At 54.0% G+C, this 22,100-nt stretch carries 20 protein-coding genes; 16 read left to right on the forward strand and 4 right to left on the reverse strand.

What is annotated here, in order from left to right:
- The first annotated feature begins 41 nt into the window (after window positions 1–41).
- Complete coding sequence (gene metE / locus OGW13_RS23495; protein ID WP_054176992.1) at window positions 42–2,303, forward strand: 5-methyltetrahydropteroyltriglutamate--homocysteine S-methyltransferase; 2,262 nt, start codon at window positions 42–44, stop codon at window positions 2,301–2,303.
- Window positions 2,304–2,369: 66 nt separating this feature from the next.
- Here the strand turns inward: metE and OGW13_RS23500 are convergent, their stop codons facing one another.
- Window positions 2,370–3,179: a dienelactone hydrolase family protein gene (locus OGW13_RS23500; RefSeq protein WP_061069437.1), complete on the reverse strand. Its 810-nt coding sequence runs from the start codon at window positions 3,177–3,179 to the stop codon at window positions 2,370–2,372.
- 260 nt (window positions 3,180–3,439) lie between these two features.
- Between OGW13_RS23500 and udp the strand changes: the two genes are divergently transcribed.
- From udp to tatD, 9 genes are all read left to right on the forward strand, one after another.
- Window positions 3,440–4,201 carry a uridine phosphorylase gene (gene udp, locus OGW13_RS23505; RefSeq protein ID WP_042998824.1) on the forward strand — a complete coding sequence of 254 codons (762 nt, stop codon included), beginning with the start codon at window positions 3,440–3,442 and terminating at the stop codon, window positions 4,199–4,201.
- Window positions 4,202–4,354: 153 nt separating this feature from the next.
- Complete coding sequence (gene rmuC / locus OGW13_RS23510) at window positions 4,355–5,782, forward strand: DNA recombination protein RmuC (RefSeq protein ID WP_044267347.1); 1,428 nt, start codon at window positions 4,355–4,357, stop codon at window positions 5,780–5,782.
- Window positions 5,783–5,876: 94 nt separating this feature from the next.
- Window positions 5,877–6,632, forward strand: a complete 756-nt coding sequence (gene ubiE / locus OGW13_RS23515) for a bifunctional demethylmenaquinone methyltransferase/2-methoxy-6-polyprenyl-1,4-benzoquinol methylase UbiE (RefSeq protein WP_042326162.1) — start codon at window positions 5,877–5,879, stop codon at window positions 6,630–6,632.
- 13 nt (window positions 6,633–6,645) lie between these two features.
- Entirely contained in the window at window positions 6,646–7,251 is a 606-nt protein-coding gene (gene ubiJ, locus OGW13_RS23520) for a ubiquinone biosynthesis protein UbiJ (protein WP_042998825.1), read from the forward strand.
- Complete coding sequence (gene ubiB, locus OGW13_RS23525; protein WP_044258310.1) at window positions 7,248–8,888, forward strand: ubiquinone biosynthesis regulatory protein kinase UbiB; 1,641 nt, start codon at window positions 7,248–7,250, stop codon at window positions 8,886–8,888. The genes ubiJ and ubiB overlap by 4 nt, the downstream gene beginning before the upstream one ends.
- A gap of 78 nt (window positions 8,889–8,966) precedes the next feature.
- Window positions 8,967–9,236, forward strand: coding sequence for a Sec-independent protein translocase subunit TatA (tatA, locus tag OGW13_RS23530; protein ID WP_042998827.1), 270 nt, complete (start codon window positions 8,967–8,969; stop codon window positions 9,234–9,236).
- Window positions 9,237–9,239: 3 nt separating this feature from the next.
- Window positions 9,240–9,770, forward strand: coding sequence for a Sec-independent protein translocase protein TatB (gene tatB, locus OGW13_RS23535; RefSeq protein WP_042998828.1), 531 nt, complete (start codon window positions 9,240–9,242; stop codon window positions 9,768–9,770).
- 2 nt (window positions 9,771–9,772) lie between these two features.
- Complete coding sequence (gene tatC, locus OGW13_RS23540; RefSeq protein WP_042998829.1) at window positions 9,773–10,564, forward strand: Sec-independent protein translocase subunit TatC; 792 nt, start codon at window positions 9,773–9,775, stop codon at window positions 10,562–10,564.
- Between the two features lie 41 nt (window positions 10,565–10,605).
- Window positions 10,606–11,388, forward strand: a complete 783-nt coding sequence (gene tatD / locus OGW13_RS23545) for a 3'-5' ssDNA/RNA exonuclease TatD (protein WP_044267296.1) — start codon at window positions 10,606–10,608, stop codon at window positions 11,386–11,388.
- Window positions 11,389–11,395: 7 nt separating this feature from the next.
- Here the strand turns inward: tatD and rfaH are convergent, their stop codons facing one another.
- Window positions 11,396–11,884, reverse strand: coding sequence for a transcription/translation regulatory transformer protein RfaH (rfaH, locus tag OGW13_RS23550; RefSeq protein ID WP_042998831.1), 489 nt, complete (start codon window positions 11,882–11,884; stop codon window positions 11,396–11,398).
- A gap of 168 nt (window positions 11,885–12,052) precedes the next feature.
- Between rfaH and ubiD the strand changes: the two genes are divergently transcribed.
- Together ubiD and fre are read left to right on the forward strand one after the other, a co-directional pair.
- Entirely contained in the window at window positions 12,053–13,546 is a 1,494-nt protein-coding gene (ubiD, locus tag OGW13_RS23555; RefSeq protein WP_044327658.1) for a 4-hydroxy-3-polyprenylbenzoate decarboxylase, read from the forward strand.
- Between the two features lie 38 nt (window positions 13,547–13,584).
- The gene (fre, locus tag OGW13_RS23560; RefSeq protein WP_044258316.1) at window positions 13,585–14,286 is read left to right on the forward strand and encodes an NAD(P)H-flavin reductase; all 702 of its coding nucleotides are present in this window, start codon (window positions 13,585–13,587) and stop codon (window positions 14,284–14,286) included.
- 169 nt (window positions 14,287–14,455) lie between these two features.
- Here fre and fadA read toward each other — a convergent pair whose 3' ends face one another.
- Together fadA and fadB are read right to left on the reverse strand one after the other, a co-directional pair.
- The gene (gene fadA, locus OGW13_RS23565) at window positions 14,456–15,619 is read right to left on the reverse strand and encodes an acetyl-CoA C-acyltransferase FadA (RefSeq protein ID WP_046402115.1); all 1,164 of its coding nucleotides are present in this window, start codon (window positions 15,617–15,619) and stop codon (window positions 14,456–14,458) included.
- Between the two features lie 9 nt (window positions 15,620–15,628).
- Entirely contained in the window at window positions 15,629–17,818 is a 2,190-nt protein-coding gene (gene fadB, locus OGW13_RS23570; RefSeq protein ID WP_287116545.1) for a fatty acid oxidation complex subunit alpha FadB, read from the reverse strand.
- Window positions 17,819–18,008: 190 nt separating this feature from the next.
- Between fadB and pepQ the strand changes: the two genes are divergently transcribed.
- Genes pepQ through hemG form a run of 4 tightly spaced genes read left to right on the forward strand, consistent with a single transcriptional unit; the run spans window position 18,009 to window position 22,001 of the window.
- Window positions 18,009–19,340 carry a Xaa-Pro dipeptidase gene (gene pepQ / locus OGW13_RS23575; protein ID WP_042998835.1) on the forward strand — a complete coding sequence of 444 codons (1,332 nt, stop codon included), beginning with the start codon at window positions 18,009–18,011 and terminating at the stop codon, window positions 19,338–19,340.
- A complete protein-coding gene (locus tag OGW13_RS23580; protein ID WP_042998836.1) occupies window positions 19,340–19,954 on the forward strand; it encodes an IMPACT family protein in 615 nt (204 codons plus the stop codon). The genes pepQ and OGW13_RS23580 overlap by 1 nt, the downstream gene beginning before the upstream one ends.
- Window positions 19,955–19,992: 38 nt before the next feature.
- On the forward strand, window positions 19,993–21,444 hold the full coding sequence (gene trkH / locus OGW13_RS23585) for a Trk system potassium transporter TrkH (protein ID WP_042998837.1): 1,452 nt from the start codon (window positions 19,993–19,995) through the stop codon (window positions 21,442–21,444).
- 11 nt (window positions 21,445–21,455) lie between these two features.
- The gene (hemG, locus tag OGW13_RS23590) at window positions 21,456–22,001 is read left to right on the forward strand and encodes a menaquinone-dependent protoporphyrinogen IX dehydrogenase (protein WP_042998838.1); all 546 of its coding nucleotides are present in this window, start codon (window positions 21,456–21,458) and stop codon (window positions 21,999–22,001) included.
- Window positions 22,002–22,100: the final 99 nt, after the last annotated feature.

Below are 22,100 nucleotides of genomic sequence, written 5' to 3' on the forward strand. Positions count from 1 at the left end.
TTAAAAATCCATAGGATTTACATATAATTAGAGGAAGTAAAATGACAATACTGAATCACACCCTCGGTTTCCCTCGTGTTGGCCTGCGTCGCGAGCTGAAAAAAGCGCAAGAGGGCTACTGGGCGGGTAATGTGACCCGTGAAGAACTGCTGGCGGTGGGCCGCGAACTGCGGGCGCGTCACTGGGATCAGCAAAAGCAGGCAGGTATCGATCTACTGCCGGTCGGCGATTTTGCCTGGTACGACCATGTTCTGACCACCAGCCTGCTGCTCGGTAACGTCCCGGCGCGTCATCAGAACAAAGATGGTTCCGTCGATATCGACACCCTGTTCCGCATTGGTCGCGGTCGTGCGCCGACCGGCGAACCGGCTGCGGCGGCAGAAATGACCAAATGGTTTAACACCAACTATCACTATATGGTGCCGGAGTTCGTTAAGGGTCAGCAGTTCAAACTGACCTGGACACAACTGCTGGATGAAGTAGACGAAGCGCTGGCGCTGGGTCACAAGGTGAAACCTGTGCTGCTCGGCCCGGTCACTTACCTGTGGCTGGGCAAAGTAAAGGGCGAGTCGTTCGATCGCCTGAGCCTGCTGAAAGACATTCTGCCGGTTTACCAGCAGGTGCTGGCGGAACTGGCAAAACGCGGCATCGAGTGGGTGCAGATCGACGAACCCGCGCTGGTGCTGGAACTGCCGCAGACGTGGCTGAACGCCTTCAAACCGGCCTACGATGCGCTTTCCGGGCAGGTGAAACTGCTGCTGACCACCTACTTTGAAGGTGTAACGCCTAACCTTGATACCATTGCCGCGCTGCCGGTACAGGGACTCCACGTTGACCTGGTCCACGGTAAAGATGACGTGACAGCGCTGCACAAACGCCTGCCGACTGACTGGCTGCTGTCTGCCGGTCTGGTCAATGGACGCAACGTCTGGCGTGCCGATCTGACAGAAAAATATGCCCAGATTAAAGATATCGTAGGCCTTCGCGATCTGTGGGTGGCCTCGTCCTGCTCATTGCTGCACAGCCCGATCGACCTGAGCGTTGAAACGCGTCTGGATGCGGAAGTGAAGAGCTGGTTTGCCTTCGCCCTGCAAAAGTGTGGTGAACTGACGCTGCTGCGCGATGCGCTGAACAGCGGCGATACCGCCGCCATCGCCGAATGGAGCGCACCGATTCAGGCGCGTCGCCACTCGACCCGTGTGCACAATGCAGCAGTGGAAAAACGTCTGGCGGCCATCACCGCGCAGGACAGCCAGCGGGCGAACCCGTACGAAGTGCGCGCTGAAGCTCAGCGTGCGCGCTTCAACCTGCCTGCATGGCCGACGACCACTATCGGTTCTTTCCCGCAGACTACTGAAATCCGCGGCCTGCGTCTGGACTTCAAAAAAGGTCAGCTTGATGCTAACAACTATCGCACTGGCATCGCGGAGCATATTAAGCAAGCGATTGTTGAGCAGGAACGCTTAGGCCTGGACGTGCTGGTCCACGGTGAAGCCGAGCGTAACGACATGGTGGAATATTTCGGTGAGCACCTCGATGGTTTTGTTTTCACCCAGAATGGCTGGGTGCAGAGTTACGGCTCTCGCTGCGTGAAACCGCCGGTGGTGATCGGCGACGTCAGCCGTCCAGAAGCGATCACCGTAGAATGGGCGAAGTATGCTCAGTCGCTGACTGACAAACCGGTAAAAGGCATGCTGACCGGCCCGGTGACCATTCTCTGCTGGTCCTTCCCGCGTGAAGACGTCACCCGCGAAACCATCGCCAAACAGATCGCGCTGGCACTGCGTGATGAGGTGGCGGATCTGGAAGCGGCAGGCATTGGCATCATTCAGATTGATGAACCCGCACTACGCGAAGGGCTGCCGTTGCGTCGTAGCGACTGGGCGGCTTATCTGGCGTGGGGCGTGGAAGCGTTCCGTATCAACGCGGCGGTGGCGAAAGATGATACCCAGATCCACACCCACATGTGTTACTGCGAGTTTAACGACATCATGGATTCTATTGCCGCGCTGGATGCTGACGTGATCACCATTGAGACCTCACGTTCCGACATGGAGCTTCTGGAGTCGTTCGAAGAGTTCGACTATCCGAACGAAATCGGACCGGGCGTGTATGACATTCACTCGCCGAATGTCCCGAGCGTAGAGTGGATTGAGGCGCTGTTGCAAAAAGCGGCACAACGTATCCCGGCTGAACGCCTGTGGGTGAACCCGGACTGTGGCCTGAAAACCCGCGGTTGGCCGGAAACCCGCGCCGCGCTGGCGAACATGGTGAAAGCCGCGCAGAATCTGCGTCAGGCGTGATCTTCCTGGGCCCGGTAAGGCGAAGTCGCCACCGGGCCTGTTGTCGGGGGGCGGTTCAGACCTGCGTTATTTCTTACTTCCGTACTGTGCAAACCACGCCAGCATTCTTTGCCAGCCGTCTTTGGCAGATTCTTCGTGATAGCTCGAGCGGTAGTCGGCATTGAAGGCATGACCGGCATCAGGATAGACAACAATCTCCGTATTGGCGTTAGCGGCGCGTAAGGCCTGGCGCATGGTCTCCACGCTCTCCTGTGAAATACTGTTATCCTGACCGCCGTACAGACCCAGCACCGGGGCGTTCAGATCGGTCGCCACATCGACAGGATGTTTCGGCGAATTCAACGACTTATCGCCAACCAACTTCCCATACCAGGCTACAGCGGCTTTCAGTTGCGGGTTATGCGCCGCGTACAGCCACGTAATACGTCCGCCCCAACAAAAGCCAGTGATCATCAGACGATGAACATCGCCACCGTTGCGGGACGCCCAACTGGCGACGTGATCCAGATCGGCCAGAACCTGAGAATCCGGCACTTTCGCCACCAGACCGCTCAATAGCGTGGGAATATCGGCGAAATCATTGGGATCGCCTTCGCGGAAGTAGAGTTCTGGCGCGATAGCCAAATAGCCGTCCAGCGCCAGACGACGGCAGATGTCGCGGATATGTTCATGCACGCCAAAGATTTCCTGCACTACAATGACCACAGGCAGTGGGCCATCGCTCTTTTTCGGCCGGGCGTGAAACGCCGGCATCTCGTCCCCCTGAGAAGGGATTGACGTAAAACCCGCGACGATGGCGTCGTCCGGGGTATGCACTGAGGTAGAGGCAATAGGGGATGCTGCAGGTGCAAAACCGGTTTGTGGTGTTGATGTCATGGTATTCTCCGTACCCTTAGAAAAATAGCGCACTATTAACTATAGACAGCCTTTAACCATTCACACTGCCTCAAACGGCTCGCTTTTTGTGCAAAGAAAGAGAAAGTTGGGCTATTAATGTGATGTTGATCACTTTTTGTAGGTAAATTCATGCAAATGAATTGCATCATGGTGATAGCGGTCACGAAAATATCTTAAGTCCTTCGGTAAAGTGTCTTTTTGCTTCTTCTGACAAAAACCGAATCACAGAGGAGTTTTATATGTCCAGGTCTGACGTTTTTCATCTCGGCCTCACCAAGAACGATTTACAAGGGGCTACGCTGGCTATCGTCCCTGGCGATCCGGAACGTGTAGAAAAGATCGCCGCGCTGATGGAGAAGCCGGTTAAACTGGCATCTCACCGTGAATTCACTACCTGGCGCGCAGAGCTGGACGGTAAAGCCGTCATCGTCTGCTCGACCGGTATCGGCGGCCCATCAACTTCTATAGCGGTGGAAGAATTGGCTCAGTTGGGCATTCGTACTTTCCTGCGTATTGGCACCACGGGGGCCATTCAGCCGCATATCAATGTCGGCGATGTTCTGGTCACCACGGCGTCCGTTCGTCTGGATGGTGCGAGCCTGCACTTTGCGCCGATGGAGTATCCGGCAGTCGCTGACTTTGAATGCACCACCGCGCTGGTTGAAGCGGCAAAATCCATCGGTGCCACAACTCACGTGGGCGTAACTGCATCTTCTGACACCTTCTACCCAGGCCAGGAACGTTACGACACTTTCTCCGGTCGCGTAGTACGTCGTTTCAAAGGCTCCATGGAAGAGTGGCAGTCAATGGGCGTGATGAACTACGAAATGGAGTCCGCCACGCTGCTGACCATGTGTGCAAGCCAGGGCCTGCGCGCCGGGATGGTTGCGGGGGTAATCGTCAACCGCACCCAGCAAGAGATCCCGAATGCGGAGACGATGAAACAAACTGAAAGCCATGCGGTGAAAATCGTGGTGGAAGCGGCACGTCGTCTCATCTAATTCTCTTCTCTTCCGTAAACAAGGCCGACGCGTTCGGCCTTTTGCTTTTACGCGATTATTTGCGTACCGCCTCGCAGGAAAGTTCTTTAAAACTGGACGTTTATACAGCACAATTCTATTTTGTGCGGGTGATGTATGGCGTCGGGAGGCATTTTGGATATCTCAATCATCATTTATGCGGTTATTGCGCTGGTGGGCATTGCGCTTGGCTGGCTGATAGCCAGCTATCAGCATGCGCAACAGAAAGCCGAACAATTCGCTGAACGTGAAGAGATGGTTGCGGCATTAAGTGCTGCCAAACAACAGCTTGCCCAAAGTGAACACTGGCGTGATGAGTGCGAGTTGCTCAATAACGAATTACGTAGCCTGCGCAGCATTAACACCTCGCTGGAAGCGGATCTGCGTGAAGTGACCACGCGAATGGAAGCCACACAGCAGCATGCGGAAGATAAAATTCGCCAGATGATCAACAGCGAGCAGCGTCTGAGCGAACAGTTTGAAAACCTGGCAAACCGAATCTTTGAGCAAAGCAATCGCCGGGTTGATGAGCAAAACCGACAAAGCCTGAATGGTCTGCTGACGCCGCTGCGTGAACAACTGGACGGTTTCCGTCGCCAGGTTCAGGACAGCTTTGGTCAGGAAGCGCGAGAACGTCACACCCTGGCGCATGAAATTCGCAATCTCCAACAGCTTAATGCACAAATGGCCCAGGAAGCGGTCAACCTGACGCGTGCACTAAAAGGCGATAATAAAACGCAGGGGAACTGGGGCGAAGTCGTACTCACTCGTGTGCTGGAAGCATCCGGACTGCGTGAAGGTTATGAGTACGAAACGCAGGTCAGTATCGAGAATGACGTTCGTTCCCGCATGCAGCCCGACGTAATTGTACGTTTACCGCAGGGAAAAGATGTGGTGATCGACGCCAAAATGACGCTGGTGGCCTATGAGCGCTATTTTAATGCGGAAGACGATTACACCCGCGAAAGCGCGCTTCAGGAACACATTGCTTCGGTGCGTAACCATATTCGCCTGTTGGGACGTAAGGACTACCAGCAGCTTCCGGGGCTGCGCACGCTGGATTACGTGCTGATGTTTATTCCGGTGGAGCCCGCGTTTCTGTTAGCGCTCGACCGACAGCCCGAACTGATTACTGAAGCGCTTAAAAATAATATTATGCTGGTCAGTCCCACGACATTACTGGTGGCGTTGCGAACCATTGCGAATCTATGGCGTTACGAACATCAAAGCCGTAATGCGCAACAGATTGCGGACCGTGCGAGTAAGCTCTATGACAAGATGCGGCTGTTTGTCGACGATATGTCCTCCATCGGGCAGAGTCTGGACAAAGCGCAGGATAACTATCGTCAGGCGATGAAAAAGCTGTCGTCGGGGCGCGGCAACGTGCTGGCACAGGCCGAAGCGTTTCGCGGCTTAGGGGTAGAAATTAAGCGCGAGATTAACCCTGAACTGGCGGAACAGGCCACAACGCAGGATGAAGAGTATCGGTTGCGATCGGTACCTGAAGAGCAGGAAGATGCATCTTATTCCGACGATGACGGGATAAAGCAGCAATCGAATTAGTCCGTTCGGAGTAACCCGGACAGGCAGAAGGGTAGGGCAATGCGCCCCAATCTGTTACACTTCTCGAACAATTTTTTGATGAGCAGGCACTGAGATGGTGGATAATTCACAAGAAACGACGCACTTTGGTTTTCAGACTGTCGCTAAAGAGCATAAAGCGGACATGGTGGCCCACGTTTTTCATTCTGTGGCATCAAAATATGATGTTATGAATGATTTGATGTCTTTTGGCATCCATCGTTTGTGGAAGCGCTTCACCATCGACTGTAGCGGCGTCCGCCGTGGTCAGACAGTACTGGATTTAGCCGGGGGAACCGGCGATCTGACGGCTAAATTCTCCCGTCTGGTCGGGGAGACCGGCAAGGTGATTCTGGCTGACATCAATGACTCAATGCTCAAAATGGGTCGTGAAAAGCTGCGCAATATCGGCGTGATTGGCAACGTAGAATATGTTCAGGCCAATGCGGAAGCGCTGCCGTTCCCGGACAATACGTTTGACTGCATCACTATTTCCTTCGGTTTGCGTAACGTCACGGACAAAGACAAAGCCCTGCGCTCGATGTTCCGTGTCCTGAAGCCAGGTGGTCGTTTGCTGGTGCTGGAATTCTCTAAACCGATTATCGAGCCACTGAGCAAAGCGTACGACGCCTACTCGTTCCATATCCTGCCGCGTATCGGTTCAATGGTCGCCAATGATGCCGATAGCTATCGCTATCTGGCGGAATCCATCCGTATGCATCCCGATCAGGACACCTTGAAAGCGATGATGCAGGACGCCGGGTTCGAAAGTGTCGACTATTACAACCTGACAGCGGGTGTGGTTGCGCTACATCGCGGCTATAAGTTCTGACAGGAGAACGGGGATGCCTTTTAAACCCTTAGTGACTGCAGGAATGGAAAGTTTGCTTAATTCATTCCTGTATCGTTCGCCGGCGTTGAAAACGGCGCGAGCGCGTCTGCTGGGAAAAGTGCTGCGTGTAGAGCTAAAAGGCTTTTCGACATCATTAATTCTGCTGTTCAGCGAACGCCAGGTTGACGTGCTGGGCGAGTGGGCTGGCGAGGCCGATTGTACGGTGATCACTCATGCCAGCGTATTGCCAAAATTACGTGACCGCCAGCAACTGGCTGCGCTGATTCGCAGTGGCGAACTGGAAGTGCAGGGTGATATTCAGGTTGTGCAAAATTTCGTTGCCCTTGCCGACCTGGCGGAATTCGATCCTGCTGAACTGCTGGCGCCTTATACCGGCGACATCGCGGCGGAAGGGATCAGCAAAGCCCTGCGCGGCGGGGCAAAATTTCTCCGTCACGGGATCCAACGTCAGCAACGTTATGTTGCCGAAGCCATTACGGAAGAGTGGCGAATGGCACCCGGACCGTTAGAGGTTGCATGGTTCGCGGAAGAAACGGCAGCGGTGGAACGCGCTGTCGATGCGCTGACCCGGCGGCTGGAAAAACTGGAGGCTAAATGACGCCAGGTGAAGTACGGCGCCTGTATTTCATCATTCGCACTTTTTTAAGTTACGGACTTGATGAACTCATCCCCAAAATGCGGATCACGCTGCCGCTGCGGTTATGGCGTTACTGCCTGTTCTGGATGCCAAACCGGCATAAAGACAAATTATTGGGAGAGCGACTGAGACTGGCTCTGCAGGAGTTAGGGCCGGTGTGGATCAAGTTTGGTCAAATGCTCTCAACTCGCCGCGATCTCTTCCCTCCGCATATCGCCGATCAACTGGCTTTGTTACAGGACAAAGTCGCCCCCTTCGATGGCAAGCTGGCGAAAGCGCAAATCGAAGAAGCGATGGGCGGACTGCCCGTTGAAGCCTGGTTTGATGAATTCGAGATTCAGCCGCTGGCGTCGGCGTCAATTGCTCAGGTGCATACGGCGAGACTGAAATCGAACGGCAAAGAGGTCGTCATCAAAGTCATACGTCCTGACATCCTGCCGGTTATCAAAGCGGATCTACGACTGATTTATCGTCTTGCCCGCTGGGTGCCGCGCTTGCTACCGGACGGTCGCCGTCTGCGCCCGACGGAAGTGGTGCGGGAATATGAAAAAACACTGATTGATGAGCTGAACCTGCTGCGCGAATCGGCCAACGCCATTCAGCTACGGCGAAACTTTGAAGACAGCCCCATGCTCTACATCCCGGAAGTTTATTCTGACTACTGCAGTGAGAATATGATGGTGATGGAACGCATCTATGGCATCCCGGTTTCCGATGTGGTGACTCTGGAGAAAAACGGCACCAACATGAAGTTGCTGGCGGAGCGCGGCGTGCAGGTTTTCTTCACTCAGGTATTTCGCGACAGCTTTTTCCACGCGGATATGCATCCCGGAAACATCTTTGTCAGTTATGAACACCCCGAAAACCCGAAATATATTGGCATTGATTGCGGCATTGTCGGCTCCTTAAACAAGGAAGATAAGCGTTACCTGGCGGAGAACTTTATCGCGTTCTTTAATCGTGATTACCGCAAGGTTGCGGAACTGCATGTTGATTCAGGCTGGGTTCCGCCGGATACCAACGTTGAAGAGTTTGAGTTTGCGATTCGTACCGTATGCGAGCCTATCTTCGAGAAACCGCTAGCAGAAATCTCGTTTGGTCACGTTTTGTTAAACCTTTTCAATACGGCGCGTCGATTTAACATGGAAGTGCAGCCTCAACTGGTATTGTTGCAGAAGACATTACTGTATGTTGAGGGCGTAGGACGTCAGCTGTATCCGCAGTTGGATCTCTGGAAAACGGCGAAGCCTTTTCTGGAATCATGGATTAAAGATCAGGTCGGTATTCCGGCGCTGGTCAGGGCATTTAAGGAAAAAGCGCCGTTCTGGGTCGAAAAAATGCCAGAACTCCCTGAACTGGTGTACGACAGTTTGCGCCAGGGCAAATATTTACAGCACAGTGTTGATAAGATTGCGCGCGAGCTTCAGGAGAATCATGTGCGTCAGGGCCAATCCCGTTACTTATTGGGAATTGGAGCCACGTTACTATTGAGTGGGACATTCCTGTTGATTAATCGTCCTGAATGGGGCTATATGCCCGGCTGGTTGATGGCAGGCGGTCTGGTCGCCTGGATTGTCGGCTGGCGCAAAACTCGCTGATTTTTTCATCGCTCAAGGCAGGCCGGGTAACGTATACTACGGCCTTATTAATTCATCATCTATCACAGAGGAACATGTATGGGTGGTATCAGTATTTGGCAGTTGGTGATCATTGCCGTCATCGTTGTACTGTTGTTTGGCACCAAGAAGCTCGGCTCCATCGGTTCCGATCTTGGCGCATCCATCAAAGGCTTCAAAAAAGCCATGAGTGATGATGATGCTAAACAGGATAAAGCCAGTCAGGACGCTGACTTTACCGCGAAGTCTATTACTGACAAACCGGCAGACGCTGCTAAAGAAACGGCGAAAAAAGAAGACGCGAAAAGCCACGATAAAGAGCAGGTGTAATTCGTGTTTGATATCGGCTTTAGCGAACTGTTACTGGTGTTTATTATCGGCCTCGTCGTACTGGGGCCGCAGCGATTGCCGGTAGCCGTCAAAACGATAGCTGGCTGGGTACGCGCATTGCGATCCCTTGCGACCACCGTTCAGAATGAACTGACCCAGGAGCTTAAGCTCCAGGAGTTTCAGGACAGCCTGAAAAAGGTTGAGAAAGCGAGCCTGGAAAATCTGACTCCCGAGCTGAAAGCCTCAATGGATGAACTGCGCCAGGCGGCGGAGTCAATGAAACGTTCCTATAGCGCGAACGAGCCCGAAAAAGCGAGCGACGAAGCGCACACCATCCATAACCCGGTGGTGAAAGGGAACGAAGAACAGCATGAAGGGGTCACGCCCGCTACTGCTGAAGTCCAGGCCAGCGCACCGGAACAGGCTCCTGAGATTGTCGGGGAGACGTCTCCTGCCGTCAACGTGAAGGACGCTGAACCGAAAACCGCTGCCCCTGTTGCTGGCTCCTCCCCTACGTCGAGTGATAAACCGTAAACATGGCTGTAGAAGATACTCAACCGCTTATCACGCACCTGATTGAGCTGCGTAAACGTCTGCTTAACTGCATTATTGCGGTTATCGTGATTTTTCTGGCATTGGTCTATTTTGCCAATGACATCTATCACCTGGTTTCCTCGCCGCTTATCAAACAGTTGCCGCAGGGCGCAACCATGATCGCGACGGATGTCGCATCACCGTTCTTCACCCCGATCAAATTAACCTTCATGGTGTCGCTGATCCTGTCAGCACCGGTGATCCTTTATCAGGTCTGGGCGTTTATCGCGCCAGCGCTGTATAAGCATGAACGCCGCATGGTGGTACCGTTACTGATCTCCAGCTCGTTACTGTTCTATATCGGCATGGCGTTTGCCTACTTTGTCGTGTTCCCGCTGGCGTTTGGCTTCCTTGCCAATACCGCGCCGGAAGGTGTGCAGGTCTCGACGGATATTGCCAGCTATCTGAGCTTTGTCATGGCGCTGTTTATGGCGTTCGGGGTCTCGTTTGAGGTGCCCGTTGCCATCGTGCTGCTTTGCTGGATGGGGGTGACGACACCGGAAGATTTGCGTAAAAAACGGCCTTATGTGTTAGTTGGCGCGTTTGTGGTAGGGATGTTGCTGACGCCGCCGGATGTTTTTTCGCAGACGTTACTGGCGATTCCGATGTACTTCCTGTTTGAGGTCGGCGTTTTCTTCTCACGTTTCTATGTCGGTAAGCGACAGACACGGGATGAAGATAACGAGGCGGAATCAGAAGCCGAAGCTGAGAAAGCCGAGAAGACAGAAGAGTAAATTCAACCGCCCGCCAGGGCGGTTGTCATATGGAGCGAAGCATGTTTGATATCGGCGTTAATTTAACCAGCTCGCAGTTTTTAAAAGACCGTGATGAGGTTGTGGCTCGCGCGAGGGCCGCTGGCGTGAAGGGCCTGCTTCTCACCGGAACAAACCTGCATGAAAGCCAACAGGCGCAACGACTGGCGCACATTTATCCTCACTGTTGGTCGACGGCCGGTGTTCACCCGCACGACAGTAGCCAGTGGCAGCCTGCCACAGAGGAGGCGATTGTGGCGCTGGCGTCAATGCCTGAGGTCGTGGCGATTGGCGAATGTGGCCTTGATTTCAATCGTAATTTTTCCACTCCGCAGGAACAAGAGCGGGCGTTTGATGCGCAGTTGCGTATCGCTGCTGAGTTACAGATGCCGGTTTTTATGCATTGTCGTGATGCGCATGCACGATTTCTGACGCTGCTGGATCCGTGGCTGGACAAACTCCCGGGTGCGGTGCTGCACTGCTTTACCGGCACGCGTGAAGAAATGCAGGACTGTATCGACAGAGGATTACATATCGGCATTACAGGCTGGGTCTGTGATGAGCGTCGTGGGCTGGAACTGCGCGAATTGCTACCGTTTATTCCGGCCGAACAGTTGCTGATTGAAACCGATGCGCCGTATCTGTTGCCGCGCGATCTCTCGCCGAAACCCGCATCGCGACGTAACGAACCGGCATATCTGCCACATATTCTTGAGCGTATCGCCCACTGGCGCGGAGACGATCCGCAGTGGCTTTCCGCCACAACGGATGCGAACGTCAGGACACTGTTTGGAATGTCGTTTTAAGTCGCCGTTAAAGCTTACGGAAACCGGTGTTTTTCACGCTCTGCTTCACCTCTTTATTCAACAGGTTGAGCAGCAGCATGGAACGCGCTTCACCGTCCGGTTCAGTGAAGATCGCCTGCAGGCCTTCAAAAGCCCCTTCCGTGATGACCACTCGGTCGCCGGGGTAAGGCGTTTCAGGGTCGACAATGCCTTCTGGCTTATAGACGGAGAGCTGGTGAATCACCGTAGCAGGGACAATTGCCGGTGATGCGCCAAAGCGGACAAAATGGCTGACGCCGCGCGTGGCATTGATCGTCGTGGTATGAATCACTTCCGGGTCAAATTCCACGAACAGATAGTTAGGGAACAGGGGTTCGCTGACTGCAGTACGTTTTCCACGCACCATTTTTTCCAGGGTGATCATCGGTGTCAGGCAGCTCACTGCCTGTCTTTCGAGGTGTTCCTGAGCACGCTGAAGTTGCCCGCGTTTGCAGTACAGTAAATACCAGGATTGCATAATGGCTCTTATCCGCTTATTCGGGGCGCAAGCATAGCAAATGTAAGGCGTGAAGTTAATTATAATCCCGGTGGCGGCGGTGGGCTGCCAGAGTTCACGCTAATTTAACAAAAATACAGCATCACGATGATGAACGCCGTATAATGAGGCGCTTACGAAGAGGCCACAATGGACGCCATGAAATATCACGATTTACGCGACTTCCTGACGCTGCTTGAACAACAGGGTGAACTCAAACGCATTACGCTTGAAGTGGATCCATATCTGGAAATCACAGAAATTGCCGACCGCACGTTACGTGCCGGTGGCCCTGCGCTGCTGTTTGAAAACCCCAAAGGCTATTCAATGCCGGTGTTGTGTAACCTGTTTGGTACGCCAAAGCGTGTCGCGATGGGCATGGGGCAGGATGATGTCTCTGCGCTGCGGGAAGTGGGTAAATTACTGGCCTTTTTGAAAGAACCGGAGCCGCCGAAGGGCTTCCGCGATCTGTTTGATAAACTGCCGCAGTTCAAACAGGTGCTGAATATGCCGACGAAGCGACTGCGCGGTGCGCCTTGTCAGCAAAAAATCATCTCTGGCGATGACGTCGATTTAAACCGAATTCCCATTATGACCTGCTGGCCAGAAGATGCCGCGCCGCTCATCACTTGGGGGCTGACCGTCACGCGTGGCCCGCATAAAGAGCGGCAGAATCTGGGGATTTATCGCCAGCAGTTGATTGGCAAAAATAAATTGATCATGCGCTGGCTGTCCCATCGTGGCGGCGCGCTTGATTATCAGGAGTGGTGTGCGGCGCATCCGGGTGAACGTTTCCCGGTGTCTGTCGCCTTAGGCGCCGATCCTGCCACCATTCTTGGCGCGGTGACGCCGGTACCAGACACACTCTCAGAGTACGCCTTTGCCGGTCTGCTGCGCGGTACGAAAACCGAAGTGGTTAAATGCCTGTCTAACGATCTTGAAGTGCCTGCCAGTGCGGAAATTGTGTTGGAAGGGTATATCGATCCGGGTGAAATGGCGCCGGAAGGCCCGTATGGCGACCATACGGGGTATTACAATGAAGTGGATAGCTTCCCGGTCTTTACCGTCACGCATATTACCCAGCGTGAAGATGCGATTTACCATTCGACCTACACCGGTCGTCCGCCGGATGAGCCTGCCGTACTTGGCGTTGCGCTAAATGAAGTGTTTGTGCCGATTCTGCAAAAACAGTTCCCGGAAATCGTCGATTTTTACCTGCCGCCGGAAGGGTGCTCTTATCGCCTTGCCGTCGTCACGATTAAAAAACAGTACGCGGGGCATGCGAAACGCGTCATGATGGGTGTCTGGTCATTTTTACGCCAGTTTATGTACACCAAATTTGTTATCGTCTGTGATGATGACGTCAATGCACGCGACTGGAACGATGTGATTTGGGCGATTACCACCCGTATGGACCCGGCCAGGGACACGGTGCTGGTAGAAAATACGCCAATTGATTATCTGGATTTTGCCTCGCCGGTCTCCGGTCTGGGTTCAAAAATGGGGCTGGATGCCACGAACAAATGGCCAGGTGAAACCCAACGCGAGTGGGGACGTCCAATTAAAAAAGACCCCGACGTGACCGCCCGCATTGATGCGATTTGGGATGAACTGGCCATCTTTAATGACGGTAAAGGCGCCTGAGGCGCTCGTTTTGCCCTACAGACCCATAGAGGGAGCGCATGACAACCTTAAGCTGTAAAGTGACCTCGGTAGAAGCTATCACTGATACCGTATACCGTGTTCGTTTAGTACCCGACGCGGCATTTTCCTTTCGTGCCGGTCAATATTTGATGGTCGTGATGGATGAGCGGGATAAACGCCCGTTCTCGATGGCCTCTACGCCGGATGAGCAGGGTTTTATTGAGCTCCACATTGGCGCGTCAGAAATTAATCTCTATGCCAAAGCAGTGATGGATCGCATCCTGAAAGACCATGAGATAACGATAGATATCCCGCACGGCGACGCATGGCTGCGTGACGATGAAGAGCGTCCGCTGATCCTGATTGCTGGTGGTACGGGTTTTTCCTACGCCCGTTCCATTCTGCTGACGGCGCTGGCGCATAATCCTAATCGTGAGGTCACGATTTACTGGGGGGGACGTGAAGAGAAGCATCTCTACGATCTCTCTGAACTTGAAGCGCTCTCTGTCAACCATCCCAATCTGCGCGTCGAAGCTGTGGTGGAACAACCGGAAGCCGGCTGGCGTGGACGTACAGGGACGGTCTTAACGGCGGTGATGCAGGATCACGGAACGCTGGCCGATCATGACATCTACATTGCCGGGCGTTTTGAGATGGCGAAAATCGCGCGTGACCTGTTCTGTAATGAGCGCAGCGCACGTGAAGATCGCCTGTTTGGCGATGCGTTCTCATTTATCTAAGAAGAGAAACGAAGAAGAAAAAACCCGCCCCTGACAGGCGGGAAGAACGGCAACTAAATGGTTATACCGTGACGTTTTCGTTGTAGGCCGGATGAGATGCTTTAGCGTCGCCATCCGGCAATCGAGCCGGGGGCACTTCGCTTACCCGGCCGACAATGAGTGAATATCTTTACACCCGCTCAAACACGGTCGCGATACCCTGACCCAACCCAATACACATCGTCGCCAGGCCGAACTGGACATCTTTGCGTTCCATCAGGTTCAACAACGTGGTGCTGATACGCGCGCCAGAACAACCCAACGGGTGACCGAGCGCGATCGCGCCGCCGTTAAGGTTGATCTTCTCGTCAATCTGCTCCATTAACCCCAGATCTTTAATACACGGCAGGATCTGCGCAGCAAACGCTTCGTTCATCTCAAACAAACCGATATCACTGGCCGAAAGCCCCGCTTTTTTCAGCGCCAGTTTCGACGCCGGAACCGGACCGTATCCCATGATGGAAGGATCACAACCGACCACTGCCATTGAGCGCACGCGGGCGCGTGGTTTCAGACCTAACTCGCGTGCACGACTCGCGCTCATCACCAGCATGGCGGCGGCACCATCGGAGAGTGCAGAAGAGGTTCCTGCGGTGACAGTGCCGCTGACCGGGTCAAACGCCGGACGCAGGGTAGATAACGCTTCAACCGTGGTTTCCGGACGGATCACTTCGTCGTAGTTAAACTGCTTCAGCACGCCATCGGCGTCATGCCCACCGGTTGGGATAATTTCGTTCTTAAACGCGCCGGACTGCGTGGCGGCCCAGGCGCGGGCGTGTGAACGTGCGGCAAAGGCATCCTGCATTTCACGGCTGATGCCGTGCATGCGTGAGAGCATCTCCGCCGTTAGTCCCATCATGCCCGCCGCTTTGGCGACGTTACGGCTCAGACCTGGGTGAAAATCGACGCCGTGGCTCATCGGCACATGGCCCATATGCTCCACGCCACCCACCAGACAGGCCTGTGCATCACCGGTCATAATCATTCGTGCGGCGTCATGCAATGCCTGCATGGAAGAGCCGCACAGACGGTTGACGGTCACCGCCGGAACGGAGTGTGGAACTTCCGCCAGCAGCGCCGCGTTACGGGCGATGTTAAAGCCCTGCTCCAGCGTCTGCTGCACGCAACCCCAGTAGATGTCATCAAGCGCCGCCGCTTCAAGCGCCGGATTACGCGCCAGCAGACTACGCATCAAATGTGCGGAGAGATCTTCCGCACGCACGTTGCGAAACGCGCCCCCTTTCGAACGGCCCATCGGGGTACGGATCGCATCAACAATTACAACCTGTTCCATTGTGACTCCTTAAGCCGTTTTCAGGTCGCCGACCGGACGGGCAGGCTCAACCGGGGGATAATACGGTTCGTTATGACGCGCTTTATTACGCAGACCTTCCGGAACGTCGTATAACGGACCGAGGTTCTGATACTGTTGCGCCATATCGAGATACTTCGCGCTGCCGAGCGTATCCAGCCAGCGGAACGCGCCGCCGTGGAACGGAGGGAAGCCCAGACCGTAAACCAGTGCCATATCGGCCTCTGCCGGACTGGCGATAATGCCTTCTTCGAGACAGCGCACCACTTCGTTGACCATCGGGATCATCATACGGGCGATAATTTCGTCTTCGCTGAAATCACGCTTCGCGTTACTGACGTCAGCCAGCAGGTCATCAACGGTGGCATCCTCTTCTTTCTTCGGCTTACCTTTGTTGTCTTCTTTATAGCGCCAGAAGCCCAGACCGTTTTTCTGACCAAAACGACTGGCGTCAAACAGCGCATCGATCGCGTCGCGATAATCTTTTTGCATCCGCTGCGGGAAGCCTGCGGACATCACGGCCTGCGCGTGATGCGCTGTATCAATGCCGACAACATCAAGCAGGTATGCCGGGCCCATCGGCCAGCCGAACTGTTTTTCCATGACCTTGTCGACTTTGCGGAAGTCCGCTCCGTCGCGCAGCAACTGGCTGAATCCCGCGAAGTAAGGGAACAGTACGCGGTTTACAAAGAAGCCAGGGCAGTCGTTCACCACAATCGGTGTTTTGCCCATTTTGCTTGCCCAGGCGACTACTTTCGCGATGGTTTCATCGGCGCTTTTCTCGCCACGAATGATCTCAACCAGCGGCATCCGGTGAACCGGGTTAAAGAAATGCATCCCGCAGAAATTTTCCGGGCGTTTCAGCACGCTTGCCAGTTCACTGATGGGAATGGTGGAGGTGTTAGAGGCCAGCACGGTATCCGGGCGAACCTTGTCTTCCGTTTCGGACAGCACCGCTTTTTTGACTTTCGGGTTTTCAACCACGGCTTCGACCACGATGTCCACGCGATCAAAACCGGCATAGTCCAGCGTAGGGTGAATGGTCGAAATCACGCCCGCCATCTTCAGACCGTCAATTTTGCCGCGCTCAAGCTGTTTGTTCAGCAGCTTAGCCGCTTCGGTCATTCCGAGGGTCAGGGATTTGTCATTGATATCTTTCATGATAACCGGCACGCCTTTCCACGCCGACTGATACGCGATACCGCCGCCCATAATGCCTGCGCCCAGCACAGCAGCCTGTTTTGGCGTCTCAACGTCTTTGGTCAGCTTCTTCGCTTTGCCTTTCACATATTGGTCGTTAAGGAAGATACCGACCAACGCGCGGGCTTCATTGGTGTGCGCCAGCGGAACAAAACTTTTGTTTTCCAGATTAAGCGCTTCTGCACGGCCAAAACGCGCGGCGGCTTCAATGGTTTTCACTGCAGTCATCGGGGCCGGGTAATGTTTGCCTGCCGTTTGCGCGACCATGCCTTTGGCAATGGTGAAGCTCATGGCAGCTTCAATTTTGCTGAGCTTCAGCGGTTCCAGCTTCGGCTGACGCTTCGCTTTCCAGTCCAGATCGCCGCTGATGGCCTGACGTAAAACTGCTTTTGCGCCTTCAATCAGTTTTTCCGCTTTCACGACGCCATCGACCAGACCGATTTTCAGCGCCTGTTCAGCATCAACGTCTTTACCGGCAGCAATGATCTCCAGTGCGCTGTCCGCGCCTAACATGCGCGGCATACGTACGGAACCGCCAAAGCCTGGCATGATGCCCAGCTTTGTTTCTGGCAGACCGATACGCAGATCCGGCGTCGCCAGGCGGTAATCGGTCGCCAGTACGCATTCGCAGCCGCCACCTAACGCATAGCCGTTAACCGCAGAGAGCGTGGGGACCGGCAGATCTTCCAGACGGTTAAAGACGCTGTTGGCGAAATGCAACCACTGGCTGAGCTGTTCTTCGGGAACGAGAAACAGCGAAAGGAATTCGGTGATATCGGCACCGACGATAAAGGCTGCTTTATTCGAACGCAGCAGCAGCCCTTTTAAATCTGTTTGTTTTTCCAGTACGTCCAGCGCCTGGCCGAGGCTGGCGACGGTTGCCGTGTCGAGTTTGTTCACTGAGCCTGGGGCATCGAACACCAGTTCGGCGATGCCATCTTCCAGCCAGTCGAGGTACAGGTTGTCGCCTTTGTAAAGCATGTCAGTCTCCTGAATCCGCAAGGTGATCTGGTCATACCAGATGAAGCGAAGTGTGTATTTTATGTTAATAAAATGCAAATGACTGATTAAAAAAATGCCGATCCGATCACACCTGGTAGAAATCACGCTCTCGTGAATCGATGTGCTAAGATGCGGAGACTTGAGGTCGAAAAAAACAGAAGGATAGAAAATGGAATCACTGGCCGCACTCTATAAAAATCATATCGTTACCTTACAAGAACGGACGCGTGATGCGTTGGAACGCTTTAAGCTTGATGCGCTGCTTATTCACTCCGGCGAGCTGGTTAACGTTTTTCTCGACGATCATCCTTACCCGTTTAAGGTTAATCCGCAGTTTAAAGCCTGGGTGCCGGTGACTCAGGTTCCCAACTGCTGGTTGCTGGTTGATGGGGTGAACAAACCCAAACTGTGGTTTTACTTGCCGGTCGATTACTGGCACAACGTTGAACCGCTGCCGACCTCCTTCTGGACTGAAGAAGTTGAGGTGATTGCCCTGCCGAAGGCGGATGGCATTGGCAGTCAACTGCCTGCCGCGCGCGGCAATATTGGTTATATCGGCCCGGTTCCAGAGCGTGCGTTGCAACTGGAGATCGCCGCCAGCAATATCAACCCGAAAGGGGTGATCGACTATCTGCACTATTACCGCGCCTACAAAACGGACTACGAATTGGCCTGCATGCGCGAAGCGCAGAAAATGGCGGTGAATGGACACCGTGCGGCGGAAGAAGCCTTCCGTTCGGGGATGAGCGAGTTCGATATCAACCTGGCCTATCTGACTGCGACCGGTCACCGCGACACCGATGTGCCGTACAGCAATATCGTGGCGCTGAACGAGCATGCGTCGGTTTTGCATTATACGAAGCTGGATCATCAGGCACCGTCTGAAATCCGCAGCTTCTTGCTGGATGCCGGTGCGGAGTACAACGGTTATGCCGCAGACCTGACCCGTACCTGGTCGGCGAAAAGCGACAACGAGTATGCGCAGTTAGTGAAAGATGTGAATGACGAACAGTTGGCGCTGATTGCCACCATGAAAGCGGGTGTCAGCTATGTGGATTATCATGTTCAGTTCCATCAGCGTATTGCAAAACTGCTGCGTAAGCATCAGCTCGTCACCGACATGAGCGAAGAGGCGATGGTCGAAAACGATCTCACCGGACCGTTTATGCCGCACGGGATCGGCCATCCGCTGGGCCTGCAGGTGCATGATGTTGCGGGCTTTATGCAGGATGACACCGGTACGCATCTCGCCGCGCCGTCCAAATATCCGTATCTGCGCTGCACCCGTGTGCTCCAGCCGGGCATGGTGTTGACCATTGAACCGGGCTTTTACTTCATCGAATCGCTGCTCGCGCCGTGGCGTGAAGGGCAGTTCAGCAAACACTTCAACTGGCAGAAAATTGAAGCGCTGAAACCGTTTGGTGGTATTCGTATTGAAGATAACGTGGTGATCCACGAGAACAACGTTGAAAACATGACGCGGGATCTGAAACTGGCGTAATGGACAGTTGGTTAATCCCTGCGGCGCCGGTCACCGTTGTCGAAGAGATCAAAAAAAGCCGCTTCATTACGTTGTTGGCGCATACCGATGGCGTAGAGGCGGCAAAAGCGTTTGTGGAATCAGTCAGAGCGGAGCACCCGGACGCCCGTCACCATTGCGTGGCGTGGGTGGCGGGAGCGCCGGATGATTCGCAGCAATTGGGCTTTTCAGATGATGGTGAACCGGCGGGAACGGCAGGCAAGCCGATGCTCGCGCAGTTGATGGGCAGCGGCGTTGGGGAAATTACCGCCGTTGTGGTGCGCTATTACGGCGGGATCTTACTCGGCACCGGCGGACTGGTTAAAGCCTACGGCGGTGGCGTAAACCAGGCATTGCGTCAGTTAACGACACAGCGCAAGACGCCATTAACCGAATATACTTTGCAGTGTGAGTACGCGCAGTTGGCTGGCGTTGAAGCACTTCTGGGTCAATATGGCGGCAAAATCGTCACCAGTGATTACCAGGCATTCGTTCGGTTACGGGTGGCGCTTCCTTATGCGAAAGTGGATGAATTTTCAGCAAAGCTGGCGGATTTTAGTCGTGGTTCATTGCAATTGTTAGCGATTGAAGAATAATCCCCACCTCATTTTGAAGAACTAAGGAAGCGGCAGAGATGCATTTTCGCGCCATTACCCGAATTGTAGGACTACTGGTTATCTTATTTTCGGGCACGATGATCCTCCCGGGGCTGGTAGCGCTTATCTATCGTGATGGGGCGGGACGCGCATTTACGCAAACCTTTTTTGTCGCACTGGTGATTGGCTCCATGTTGTGGTGGCCGAACCGTCGTGAGAAAGGCGAACTGAAATCCCGTGAAGGGTTTCTGATCGTGGTACTGTTCTGGACCGTGCTGGGTAGCGTGGGTGCTTTACCCTTCATTTTTTCTGAAAGCCCGAACCTCACGATTACCGATGCGTTTTTCGAATCATTCTCCGGACTGACCACGACCGGCGCTACCACGCTGGTGGGGCTGGATTCGCTGCCGCATGCGATCCTCTTTTATCGCCAGATGCTGCAATGGTTCGGTGGGATGGGAATCATTGTGCTGGCCGTCGCGATCTTGCCGATACTCGGCGTCGGTGGGATGCAGCTCTATCGCGCTGAAATGCCAGGGCCGCTGAAAGATAACAAGATGCGCCCGCGTATTGCCGAAACGGCAAAAACGCTGTGGCTGATCTACGTCCTGCTGACGGTCGCCTGCGCGCTGGCGCTGTGGTTTGCCGGCATGCCAGCGTTTGACGCCATCGGACACAGTTTCGCTACTATCGCGATCGGCGGGTTTTCTACCCATGATGCCAGCGTGGGTTATTTTGACAGCCCAACGATTAACACTATCATCGCTATCTTCTTATTAATCTCCGGCTGTAACTATGGTCTGCACTTCTCGTTACTGAGTGGCCGCAGCCTGAAGGTTTACTGGCGTGACCCCGAATTTCGCATGTTCATTGGCGTCCAACTGACGCTGGTGGTCATCTGCACATTAGTGCTCTGGTTTCATAACATCTATAACTCCGCACTGACGACGCTCAATCAGGCCTTTTTCCAGGTGGTGTCGATGGCGACTACGGCCGGATTTACCACCGACAGTATTGCGCGCTGGCCGCTTTTCCTGCCGGTATTGCTGCTATGTTCTGCGTTTATCGGCGGCTGTGCAGGGTCAACGGGCGGGGGACTGAAGGTTATCCGTATCCTCTTGCTGTTCAAACAGGGGAACCGCGAGCTAAAGCGCCTGGTGCATCCCAATGCGGTCTATAGCATCAAACTGGGGAATCGCGCGCTGCCGGAGCGTATTCTTGAAGCGGTCTGGGGATTTTTCTCGGCGTATGCGCTGGTTTTTATTGTCAGTATGCTGGCGATTATCGCGACTGGTGTGGACGATTTCTCGGCCTTTGCTTCCGTGGTGGCGACGTTGAACAACCTTGGGCCCGGGCTGGGCGTCGTGGCGGACAACTTTGCCAGTATGAATCCAGTGGCAAAATGGATCCTGATTGCCAATATGCTGTTCGGTCGTCTGGAAGTCTTCACTTTGCTGGTACTTTTTACCCCGACCTTCTGGCGTGAATAATGGAGTAACACGTGAAAACACTGATTCTTTTCTCATCTCGCGATGGACAGACCCGGGAAATCGCCGCTTATCTGGCGTCAGAACTCAAAGAGCTTGGCGTTTGTACGGATGTCGTCAACCTGCATCGTACCGAAGAGCCTGACTGGGAACGCTATGACCGTGTGGTCATTGGCGCATCCATTCGTTATGGACACTATCATTCTGCATTTCTCGAGTTTGTGAAGAAACATGCGACGCGACTGAATCACATGCCAAGCGCGTTTTACTCCGTCAACCTGGTGGCGCGTAAACCGGAAAAGCGGACGCCGCAGACCAACAGCTACGCGCGCAAGTTTTTAATGAACTCACAGTGGCGGCCAGACCGTTCTGCGGTTATCGCCGGGGCGCTGCTGTACCCACGCTATCGCTGGTATGATCGCATGATGATTCAACTCATTATGAAAATGTCGGGCGGCGAAACGGATACGCGCAAAGAAGTTATCTATACCGACTGGGAGCAAGTGGCGAGTTTTGCCCGCGAAATCGCTCAGTTAACCCCCGATTCGGTGGTTAAATAAACGCAAAGAATAAAAAATGCGCACTCGGAAAATTATTTTAAATTTCCCCTTGTCAGCCCGAAATAACTCCCTATAATGCGCCTCCACTGACACGGAACA

Origin of the sequence: Citrobacter sp. Ca225 (assembly GCF_030337175.1) — a bacterium.
GTDB lineage: Bacteria > Pseudomonadota > Gammaproteobacteria > Enterobacterales > Enterobacteriaceae > Citrobacter_A > Citrobacter_A amalonaticus.

Coding starts and splice junctions, on each gene's coding strand:
- metE (WP_054176992.1), top strand. CDS start 42: ATGACAATACTGAATCACACCCTCGGTTTCCCTCGTGTTGGCCTGCGT.
- OGW13_RS23500 (WP_061069437.1), bottom strand. CDS start 3,179: ATGACATCAACACCACAAACCGGTTTTGCACCTGCAGCATCCCCTATT.
- udp (WP_042998824.1), top strand. CDS start 3,440: ATGTCCAGGTCTGACGTTTTTCATCTCGGCCTCACCAAGAACGATTTA.
- ubiE (WP_042326162.1), top strand. CDS start 5,877: ATGGTGGATAATTCACAAGAAACGACGCACTTTGGTTTTCAGACTGTC.
- ubiJ (WP_042998825.1), top strand. CDS start 6,646: ATGCCTTTTAAACCCTTAGTGACTGCAGGAATGGAAAGTTTGCTTAAT.
- ubiB (WP_044258310.1), top strand. CDS start 7,248: ATGACGCCAGGTGAAGTACGGCGCCTGTATTTCATCATTCGCACTTTT.
- tatA (WP_042998827.1), top strand. CDS start 8,967: ATGGGTGGTATCAGTATTTGGCAGTTGGTGATCATTGCCGTCATCGTT.
- tatC (WP_042998829.1), top strand. CDS start 9,773: ATGGCTGTAGAAGATACTCAACCGCTTATCACGCACCTGATTGAGCTG.
- tatD (WP_044267296.1), top strand. CDS start 10,606: ATGTTTGATATCGGCGTTAATTTAACCAGCTCGCAGTTTTTAAAAGAC.
- rfaH (WP_042998831.1), bottom strand. CDS start 11,884: ATGCAATCCTGGTATTTACTGTACTGCAAACGCGGGCAACTTCAGCGT.
- ubiD (WP_044327658.1), top strand. CDS start 12,053: ATGGACGCCATGAAATATCACGATTTACGCGACTTCCTGACGCTGCTT.
- fre (WP_044258316.1), top strand. CDS start 13,585: ATGACAACCTTAAGCTGTAAAGTGACCTCGGTAGAAGCTATCACTGAT.
- fadA (WP_046402115.1), bottom strand. CDS start 15,619: ATGGAACAGGTTGTAATTGTTGATGCGATCCGTACCCCGATGGGCCGT.
- fadB (WP_287116545.1), bottom strand. CDS start 17,818: ATGCTTTACAAAGGCGACAACCTGTACCTCGACTGGCTGGAAGATGGC.
- pepQ (WP_042998835.1), top strand. CDS start 18,009: ATGGAATCACTGGCCGCACTCTATAAAAATCATATCGTTACCTTACAA.
- OGW13_RS23580 (WP_042998836.1), top strand. CDS start 19,340: ATGGACAGTTGGTTAATCCCTGCGGCGCCGGTCACCGTTGTCGAAGAG.
- trkH (WP_042998837.1), top strand. CDS start 19,993: ATGCATTTTCGCGCCATTACCCGAATTGTAGGACTACTGGTTATCTTA.